Source organism: Serratia sp. MMO-28 (assembly GCF_037199905.1).
Lineage (GTDB): Bacteria > Pseudomonadota > Gammaproteobacteria > Enterobacterales > Enterobacteriaceae > Chania > Chania oryzae.
Window position 1 is genome coordinate 41,246 of sequence record NZ_JBBCVB010000039.1, and the last position, 6,654, is coordinate 47,899.

The 6,654-nt window shown below is 55.5% G+C and carries 5 protein-coding genes; 2 read left to right on the forward strand and 3 right to left on the reverse strand.

Annotated elements, in window-relative coordinates:
• Positions 1 to 100: 100 nt before the first annotated feature.
• Both pgk and epd read right to left on the reverse strand, forming a co-directional pair.
• The gene (pgk, locus tag WG891_RS24200; protein WP_076943338.1) at positions 101 to 1,264 is read right to left on the reverse strand and encodes a phosphoglycerate kinase; all 1,164 of its coding nucleotides are present in this window, start codon (positions 1,262 to 1,264) and stop codon (positions 101 to 103) included.
• A 72-nt stretch (positions 1,265 to 1,336) separates the two neighbouring features.
• Entirely contained in the window at positions 1,337 to 2,353 is a 1,017-nt protein-coding gene (gene epd / locus WG891_RS24205) for an erythrose-4-phosphate dehydrogenase (protein WP_337264814.1), read from the reverse strand.
• Positions 2,354 to 2,938: 585 nt separating this feature from the next.
• Here epd and WG891_RS24210 point away from each other — a divergent pair.
• Positions 2,939 to 3,226, forward strand: coding sequence for a putative quinol monooxygenase (locus WG891_RS24210; RefSeq protein WP_076943340.1), 288 nt, complete (start codon positions 2,939 to 2,941; stop codon positions 3,224 to 3,226).
• 88 nt (positions 3,227 to 3,314) lie between these two features.
• Here the strand turns inward: WG891_RS24210 and tkt are convergent, their stop codons facing one another.
• Positions 3,315 to 5,309, reverse strand: coding sequence for a transketolase (gene tkt / locus WG891_RS24215; protein ID WP_337264815.1), 1,995 nt, complete (start codon positions 5,307 to 5,309; stop codon positions 3,315 to 3,317).
• Between the two features lie 239 nt (positions 5,310 to 5,548).
• Here tkt and WG891_RS24220 point away from each other — a divergent pair, with 239 nt between their 5' ends.
• Complete coding sequence (locus WG891_RS24220) at positions 5,549 to 6,301, forward strand: M48 family metallopeptidase (protein ID WP_337264816.1); 753 nt, start codon at positions 5,549 to 5,551, stop codon at positions 6,299 to 6,301.
• Positions 6,302 to 6,654 lie beyond the last annotated feature (353 nt).

Here is a 6,654-nt window from a genome sequence, read left to right on the forward strand (position 1 = left end):
GAAATCTGACGGGTGGGGATGGAAATCTATGTTACATACCGCACCGCAATCTGCGGGCGGTATAAAGCAAACGGGCGGCTTGCGCCCCCCGTTATCTGAATCACTTCTTGGCACGCTCTTCCAGCATCACCACTGCTGGCAGCTGTTTCCCTTCCACGAACTCGAGGAAAGCACCGCCGCCGGTAGAGATGTAGGAGATTTTGTCAGCAATACCGAACAGATCGATCGCTGCCAGAGTGTCGCCGCCGCCTGCAATGGAGAAGGCTTCGCTATCTGCGATAGCGCGAGCGACAATTTCGGTGCCCTTACGGAAGTTAGGGAACTCGAATACGCCAACCGGGCCATTCCACAGAATAGTTTTAGCGTCTTTCAGGATCTTGGCCAGACGCTCGGCAGAAACGTCGCCCAGATCCAGAATTTGTTCGTCGTCTTTGATTTCGCTGGCAGGCTTCAGGGTCGCCACCGCGGTTTCAGAGAACTCGGTTGCTACACGCACATCGGTAGGCACCGGAATATCACAGGTTTCCAGCAGCTTCTTCGCTTCTGGGATCAGATCGGCTTCGTACAGGGATTTACCGACGTTGTGGCCTTGCGCGGCGACGAAGGTGTTGGCAATACCACCACCCACGATCAGCTGATCGGCAATCTTGGACAGAGAATCCAGAACGGTCAGCTTGGTAGAGACTTTAGAGCCGCCGACGATCGCCACCATCGGACGCGCCGGGTTACCCAGGGCTTTACCCAGAGCTTCCAGCTCGGCAGACAGCAGCGGGCCAGCACAGGCCACAGGAGCAAACTTGCCCACGCCGTGGGTTGAAGCCTGCGCGCGGTGCGCTGTGCCGAAGGCGTCCATCACGTACACGTCGCACAGCGCCGCATATTTCTTGGACAGGGCTTCGTCGTCTTTCTTTTCGCCTTTGTTGAAGCGCACGTTTTCCAGAACAACCAGTTCACCTGCAGCAACGTCAACGCCGTCCAGGTAATCCTTTGCCAGGCGCACTGGGGATTTCATGTGTTCTTTCAGGTAGTTCACCACCGGCAGCAGGGAGTACTCTTCGTTGTACTCGCCTTCGGTAGGACGGCCCAGATGCGAAGTGACCATCACATGCGCGCCTTGCTTCAGCGCAGCTTCAATGGTCGGCAGGGAGGCACGGATACGCGCATCGGAAGTCACTTTACCGTCTTTTACTGGAACGTTCAGATCGGAACGGATCAGAACGCGCTTACCGGCCAGATCCAGATCGGTCATCTTGATTACAGACATGGTGAACCCTCTTGGTTGATTCTCTATAAAATTGCCTGAGCGGCACATCAACACGGCGTTGATGGTGCCTGATTAGAAACCGCTTGCGGCCATTGCCTGTGTTGTATCCAACATCCGGTTGGCAAAGCCCCATTCATTATCGCACCAGACCAAGGTCTTTATCAGGTGCTGCCCGCTGACCCGAGTCTGTGTGCCATCAACGATGGCGCTGTGCGGGTCGTGGTTAAAATCGATCGAAACTAATGGTAGTTCGGTGTAGTCAACTATACCACGAAATGATCCCCTTGCGGCCTTTTGCAACAACTGGTTGACCTCTGTCACTAACACCTTGGCACTCACGCTGACGCTGAGATCAATGGCCGTGACGTTTATCGTGGGCACACGCACGGAAATCGCTTCAAAACGATCGCAAAACTGCGGGAAGATGCGCGTGATGCCGGCAGCCAGCTTGGTGTCGACCGGAATAATCGACTGGCTCGCCGCGCGGGTACGCCGCAAATCCTGGTGATAAGCATCTATCACCGGCTGATCGTTCATTGAGGAGTGGATGGTGGTCACCGTACCGGACTCGATGCTGTAGGCATCGTCCAGCAGTTTGATAATCGGAATAATGCAGTTGGTGGTACAGGATGCATTGGAGACGATACGGTGTTCGCCACGCAGCGTCTGGTGGTTAACCCCAAACACGATGGTGGCATCCAGATCGTTGCCCCCCGGATGGGCAAACAGCACCTTCTTCGCACCGGCGGCCAAATGGGCCTCACCCTCGGCACGGCTGCCGTACACACCGCTGCAGTCCAGCACCACGTCCACGCCCAACTCGCCCCAGGGCAGTTGCTCCAGCGCCGGTTGATGCAACAGCCGGATGCTGTCATCCCCGACGATCAGCATCTCCGCCTCCTGGCGCACATCCCAGGCAAAGCGGCCGTGGCTGGAGTCATACTTCAGCAGGTGGGCCATCCCTTCGGCGTTCGCCAGTTCGTTGATGGCCACTACGGAAATTTCAGCGCATCGTCCCGATTCGTACAGTGCGCGTAAAACGCTGCGGCCGATGCGGCCAAAGCCGTTTATCGCTATGCGGATTGTCATGCTACTCCCTGAGAAAGGGCCTTCCCTGCCGATAAGGTTCCGGTCAAAGGTCGGGTTGTCATTATCCGCCTAGAGTACTTTAGCGTACCGCCTGCTGTGAATCGCTGCATTACATTATTCGTCAAAACCTGTTGCTCATCGCAACCGCTCTCTCAGGCGTTTGAGTTGCGCACAACGCCAACTGAAACGCTTCAGCCGAGAATAAACCAAACTTTTGCTAAAAGGAACAGGTGGACCCCCCTCGCCTGTCGAGTGGAGGGATTTTTGCGAAGATAAAATGATCTAGCGCACATTTTTACCCCCTCATCCCCAATAGCATCGTCAACGCCGGCAGCCAGCGCATGAGCGAGCGTCAATAGTCAGATACTTAAGATAAATTCAGCATTTATTGAGAGAAACTGTTAGCCTGTCGGGTGCCCCTGACGGCGGGAAACCATCCGCTGCATGTTAAAGTATGACGGGTGTGTGCCCTCCGGGTTGCAAGCTGCGGCGAGATGAAGCCAACGGCGCGGTAGCTTGAAAAACGATGGGCACGGATATAAGTCGCTATTTTTTGTGGTCAATGTTGCACAACAAGGAGCAGAAATGAGTGAAGTTAAAGTAGTCGCCCTGATCAAAGCCCTGCCAGAACACCGCGCTGCCGTGGATAAAGCCGTGCGCGCCATGGTTGCTCCAAGCCGTTCTGAGCCAGGCTGCATCCAATATGATTTGCATGAAGAACAGGGCCATCCAGGCGCTTTCGTGTTTATCGAGCGTTGGACTTCTGAGCAGGCACTGAAAGAGCATATGGCGATGTCTTACCATGATGCCTTCCTGGCCGAGTTGGAAGGGAAGCTGGTGAGCTTGGAAGTGAAAAAATTGACTCAGCTCTGAGTCAGTAAAAGCCCGGGGAACCGGGCTTTTGATCGTCGTTCAAACCTGTGGGAAACCCCATGGGAGCGGTATACCGCTCCCGGCAGATTTATTTCAACAGCGCTTTGGCCTTAGCCACCACGTTGTCGACAGTGAAGCCGAACTCTTTGAACAGCAGATCCGCTGGCGCAGACTCACCGAAGGTGTGCATCCCTACGATCGCGCCGTTCAGGCCCACGTACTTGTACCAGTAATCCGCGATACCTGCTTCCACCGCCACGCGGGCAGTCACGGAAGAGGGCAGCACAGACTCACGGTAGGCCGCATCCTGCTTGTCAAACGCGTCGGTAGACGGCATAGAAACGACGCGCACTTTACGCCCTTCGGCGCTCAGTTTGTCAGCCGCTTGTACGGTAATCCCTACTTCGGAACCGGTCGCGATCAGGATCACCTCTGGGGTGCCCGCGCAATCTTTCAGCACATAAGCCCCACGGTAAACGTTCGCCAACTGCTCGGCGGTACGCGGCTGCTGGGTCAGGTTCTGACGCGAGAATACCAGCGTGGTCGGGCCGTCGTTGCGTTCAATACCGTACTGCCAGGCAACCGCAGACTCCACCTGGTCACAAGGGCGCCAGGTGCTCATGTTTGGCGTCACGCGCAGGCTGGCCAGTTGTTCAACCGGCTGGTGCGTCGGGCCGTCTTCACCCAAGCCGATCGAGTCGTGAGTGTAGACAAACACGTTGCGCAGTTTCATCAATGCTGCCATACGCACTGCGTTACGGGCATATTCCACAAACATCAGGAAGGTCGCGGAGTACGGCAGGAAACCACCGTGCAGCGCGATACCGTTGGTGATGGCGGTCATGCCGAATTCGCGCACGCCGTAGTGGATGTAGTTACCCGCCGGGTCATCGCTCAGCGATTTGGAGCCAGACCACATGGTCAGGTTGCTCGGTGCCAGGTCAGCGGAGCCGCCGAGGAACTCTGGCAGCACTTTACCAAAAGCTTCCAGCGCGTTCTGCGAGGCTTTACGGCTGGCAATGTTGGCCGGGTTGGCCTGCAGTTGCTCAACAAACTTCTTCGCTTCGGCTTGCCAGTTGGCAGGCAGTTCACCGTTCACACGGCGTTTGAACTCGGCAGCCAGTTCTGGGAAGGCCTTGGCGTAGGCAGCAAACTTGTCGTTCCAGGCCGCTTCTTTCGCCTTGCCTGCTTCTTTGGCATCCCACTGGGCATAGATATCCTGTGGGATCTCAAAGGCCGGGTATTTCCAACCCAACTGCACGCGAGCCGCAGCCACTTCGGCCTCACCCAGCGGAGCACCGTGGGAATCATGAGTGCCCGCTTTGTTCGGTGAACCGAAACCGATGATGGTTTTGCACATCAGCAGAGAAGGCTTGTCGGTAACTTTATGGGCTTCTTCAATCGCTGCCTTGATGGCATCGCTGTTGTGGCCGTCAACACCGCGCACCACGTGCCAGCCGTAGGCTTCGAAACGCTTGGCGGTGTCGTCGGTGAACCAGCCTTCTACGTGGCCGTCGATGGAGATGCCGTTGTCATCATAAAACGCGGTCAGCTTGCCGAGCTTCATGGTGCCAGCCAGCGAGCAGGCTTCGTGAGAGATACCTTCCATCATGCAGCCGTCACCCATAAAGGCATAGGTGTGGTGATCGACGATCTCATGGCCCGGACGGTTGAACTGCGCGGCCAGCGTGCGTTCGGCAATGGCAAAACCAATGGCGTTGGCGATACCCTGGCCCAGTGGACCGGTGGTGGTTTCTACCCCTGGGGTATAACCGTATTCCGGGTGCCCTGGGGTTTTAGAATGCAGTTGGCGGAAGTTTTCCAGTTCGCTCATCGGCAGATCGTAGCCGGTGAGGTGCAGCAGGCTGTAAATCAACATGGAGCCATGGCCGTTGGACAACACGAAACGGTCACGGTCAGCCCAGTGCGGGTTGGTCGGATTATGGTTCAGGTAGTCACGCCACAGGACTTCGGCGATATCTGCCATCCCCATAGGGGCCCCAGGGTGGCCGGAATTGGCTTTTTGCACGGCATCCATGCTAAGGGCGCGGATCGCGTTGGCAAGCTCTTTACGAGAGGACATGTTTTACTCCAGGTCGGATTAAAAAAGCAGTCTAGTTTTCTATTTTCTCAGACTCAGCATTAAAACGGCAATCCCTAATGCCAAATGAGAGCAAGTTCACAACTTATTAGCACGTTCGGTCAGTTTTTCGGAATAACACTATTTTCACTACACTTGACGTACAATAGGCTCGTGCCACAGAAATGACGTCAACAAACAGGGCACATACCCCCTTTTTACTATCATGGGAAGATAGCTTTATGAAGATCCGTACTTCTTTGATTGCATTAAGCATCACCACTCTGTTGAGCGGCTGCCAGAACCTCAATACCGACACGCTGATGCAATCTGGGGCACAGGCCTTTCAGGCCGCCACGCTGAGTAACGACGATGTCAAAGCGCTAAGTGATAAATCCTGCGCCGAGATGGACAGCCAGGCGCAAATCGCGCCAGCAAACAGCCCCTACACGCAGCGCCTGAACAAGATCGCTGCCGCACTGGGTGACAATATCGACGGTACTACCGCCAACTACAAGGTTTACCTGACAAAAGACGTAAATGCTTGGGCGATGGCCAACGGTTGTATCCGCGTTTACAGCGGCCTGATGGATATCATGAACGACAACGAGGTCGAAGGCGTACTCGGCCACGAAATCGGCCACGTCGCGCTGGGCCATACCCGTAAAGCCATGCAAGTGGCTTATGGCACCGTGGCACTGCGCACCGCCGCCTCTTCAGCGGGTGGCATTGTAGGTTCACTGTCTGAGTCTCAGTTGGCCGATCTGGGTGAAAAACTGGTGAACGCCCAGTTCTCGCAGAAGCAGGAAAGCCAGGCTGACGATTATTCGTTTGATCTGCTGAAGAAACGCGGTATCGATCCGAACGGATTGGTGACCAGCTTCGAGAAGCTGGCGCAGATGGAGGGGAACCGCAAGAGCAGCATGTTTGATGGCCACCCGCCTTCAGAAGCCCGCGCGCAGCATATCCGTGAGCGCATTGCCGCCGGGAAATAATCCCCTCACCCTAACCCTCTCCCCCAGGGAGAGGGAACTCACCGTGCTACAGATTAACTTCTGAATCTCACAAGACACCGCATCAACTCCCTCCCTGGGGAGAGAGAATCAGCCATGCGACAAATTAACCTCAGTGCCTCACCAAGACACCGCATCAATTTCTCTCCCTAGAGAGAGAACCAGCCCTGCGACAAATTAACCTCTGCGTCTCACCAAAACACCGTACTAACTCCCTCTCCCTGGGGGAGAGCAGCTGTGTTTAAAGTCAATGGGTGATGATTAATTTGTCACCCATTGCCTATTATCTCGCAGCATCGCGTTTAATATCGTTAACAGCTTTCTGATGCACGCGG